Here is a 2776-nt window from a genome sequence, read left to right as displayed (position 1 = left end):
CAGCGCACCCTGACCGAAGGATTCCCCGACCGTTTCCTGCTCGGTATCGGCGTCAGCCACACCCCCGCCATCGCCCACCGCGGCCACCACGGCCACCAGATGGCCAGCCCACTCCAGGTCACCCGCGACTACCTCACGGCCATGGACGCCGCCCCCTACTACGGCGCCCCACCCGTCACCGGTCTGCACCGCATCCTCGCGGCCCTCGGACCGAAGATGCTCAGGCTCGCCGCCGAACTCACCGGCGGCACACACACCTACACCGTTCCCGTCGAACACACGGAATTCGCCCGCCGCCACCTCGGAGAAGGACCCCTTCTGATCCCCGAACAGAAAGTCGTCCTCGTCACCGACCCCGGCGACGCCCGCCGCATCGCCCGCGCCAACGTCAGCCGCGTCATCCGCCTCCTCAACTACGCCAACAACCTGCGCCGACACGGCTTCACCGACGACGACCTCGCCGGCCAGGGCAGCGACCGCCTCATCGACGCCCTCGTCGCCTGGGGCACCCTCGACGACATCCACCGCAGAGTCAAAGACCACCTCGATGCCGGCGCGGACCACGTCGCCCTCCAGGTCCTGACCGCCGACCCGACAACACTCCCCCGTCGGGAATGGGGCGAACTCGCCGCACTGATCCACTAGACGAGTACGCGCGCCCGACAACACGAGCGTGGATCAAGGAACGGGGCTGGGGTTCGACCTCGTGGCACCCTTCGACCTGGCCAAACGGTGCCTGCTGTCGAACAATCCCTGTGGAATGTGCAGGAACCCGCACGGTTCCTGCACATTCCCGGGAACATCGTCTCCAGGACGAGCCGCACAGTCCGTCCAACGTCAGCCTCTCTTGAATGCCTCCCGGCGCAGCATCTGGAACAGTGTGGGAGCGCCCTCGAGCGTTGTCACTGCGACCGCCTTACGCACGAACCGGGCATTTCCCGCCTGCTCGAGCAAGCTCGCGGCGAGGTCGGCGCGGCTGGTGAATACGCCCGGCGCCTGATCCTCGTGAAGCTCGTACCTCGTCACCCCGACAGCATCGAACAGGCCCGACGGGCGCATGATCGTCCACTCCAGGTCGCTGGCGCGGACGAGTTCCTCCATGAGCCGCATGTCCGCGTACGTCGTCTTGCCAATCGTCGCAGTGAGCAACGGCTGCATGACTCGGTTCAGCAGGAAACCGCCGTCAGCATGATAGTGCGGCTCGGTGGCACTCGAGCTGACCACGACCAGTCGCTTGATCCCGTGCTTGGCCATCGCGGCGACGATGGTGCGCACGCCGTCGCTGTAGACGCTGATCGGCTTGCGCGTGAAGGGCACACCGAGCGTCGACAGCACGACATGTGCCCCGTCGATCGCGCGATCGACGGCCGGCGCGTCATGTACGTCGGCCTCCACGACGTCCAGTCCTTCGTGCGTGACAGGGAAATCGGCCGGCCGCCTGGTCACCGCTACGACGTCGTGGCGGGCGGCTAGCGCCTGCTCCGTCAGCAGTCGGCCGGTCGACCCGTTGGCCCCGAAGACGACGATCCTCATGGTTACGCTCCTCCTGACCCTCGGGCGCGGGTCGCGATCTAGTAATACGAATCTCGTATGATACGAAAACGATAGCATGACGTGGGGAGGTCAGGGGGCTTGACAGCGCGAGGTGTTGACGGATCGGCATCTGGCGAGGGAGGACGAACCCGGAGCCGGCGAATCGCCGAGGCCAAGCTGAGCCTGCGCGAGCTGCGGATCGAACTGGCAGTACTCAATCACCGGGTGGGCTCGCGGATAGAGATCAAGGATGTGGACTTCGACTGTCTCGACGTCATCACGCGCCACGGCCCGATCAGCCCGAGCGCTCTTGCACGGCGCGTCGGTGTGCATCTGGCCACGATGACCGGCATTCTCGACCGCCTCGAGAGGGGCGGTTGGATCGTGCGCGACCGGGTCGAGAGCGACCGGCGTGCCGTGCTCATACGCGGTGTGCCCGACAAGCAGCGCGACATCTTCCGGCTGTACGACGGTATGAACCGCTCGCTGGACAGGATCCTTGAGAACTACAGCGACGACGAGATCGACCTCGTCGTCGACTTCCTGCGACGCTGCACCGAAGCCGGGCAATCTGCCACGGACCAGCTCGCGAAGGACTCGGATACCTGAGCGGAAAAATTGACCGGAACGATCTGCTCGACATCCCGCCGGGCGGTGGGCTTGACCGACTTGGGCTTGGGCAGCACCGCCCGCAGCCGGCTCATTGCCGTGACCGCGCCTGTTGCCACACCCCGCGCAAGCCCAGCGGGGCTAGGAGCGCCCGGCAAGAGGGTGTAGATCAAGGAGTGGAGTGGGCCGCGTAGAGCACCGCTACCCGGGCCTCCTCGCGCCTCGCAACGCATCCACCGCAACCCCACTCCTTGATCCGCATTCCCTTCGGTGCGACGAGTGGAAGGAAGACATCAGGAGGTGCCAGTTTTCGGGCAGAAAATGTATGTCAACCATCCACTCGTGCTCGGCCGGCTACCGCCTGACGGCGCTCCCGCCCGCAACGGGCCGACCGCAACCGCCGAGGGAGGCGAGCCCACAGTGATCGCCAATGCCGAGGACTCCCGGACGACCCCGGCCGTGGTCGACCTGGTGCGCGAACTCGCCGGCGGTGAGGAACCGAACAAGGGCCTCAACCCGGATGAGGCCGTCGCGATCGGCACCTCGCTGCAGTCCGATTTCACGAACCTCGCGGTCAAAAACCCCTTGTTGCTCGACGTCAACCCGCTCTCCCTCAGCATCGAGAGCAACACGA

Annotated in this window: 3 protein-coding genes and 1 pseudogene; 3 read left to right on the top strand and 1 reads right to left on the bottom strand. The window is 66.1% G+C overall.

What is annotated here, in order from left to right; translation table 11 throughout:
* The coding region (locus tag U9980_RS27360; RefSeq protein WP_322770567.1) for a TIGR03620 family F420-dependent LLM class oxidoreductase at positions 1–645 on the top strand (645 nt) is incomplete at its 5' end.
* A 192-nt stretch (positions 646–837) separates the two neighbouring features.
* On the opposite strand, the gene U9980_RS27355 is transcribed toward U9980_RS27360, so the two are convergent.
* Positions 838–1533, bottom strand: a complete 696-nt coding sequence (locus U9980_RS27355; RefSeq protein WP_322770566.1) for an NAD(P)-dependent oxidoreductase — start codon at positions 1531–1533, stop codon at positions 838–840.
* A gap of 99 nt (positions 1534–1632) precedes the next feature.
* Here U9980_RS27355 and U9980_RS27350 point away from each other — a divergent pair, with 99 nt between their 5' ends.
* Together U9980_RS27350 and U9980_RS27345 are read left to right on the top strand one after the other, a co-directional pair.
* Entirely contained in the window at positions 1633–2142 is a 510-nt protein-coding gene (locus tag U9980_RS27350; RefSeq protein ID WP_322770565.1) for a MarR family transcriptional regulator, read from the top strand.
* A gap of 441 nt (positions 2143–2583) precedes the next feature.
* Positions 2584–2776 (top strand): annotated as a pseudogene (locus U9980_RS27345) (Hsp70 family protein); the annotation flags it as partial.

The sequence above is a fragment of the Protofrankia sp. Cr1 genome, assembly GCF_963555865.1.
Classification (GTDB): domain Bacteria; phylum Actinomycetota; class Actinomycetes; order Frankiales; family Frankiaceae; genus Protofrankia.
The sequence above is the reverse complement of the archived record's forward strand: the minus strand, read 5'-3'. Positions and strand labels throughout refer to the sequence as shown.

What these genes read in the sequence shown, in the direction of transcription:
- U9980_RS27355 (WP_322770566.1), bottom strand. Translation starts at nt 1,533, where the DNA reads ATGAGGATCGTCGTCTTCGGGGCCAACGGGTCGACCGGCCGACTGCTG.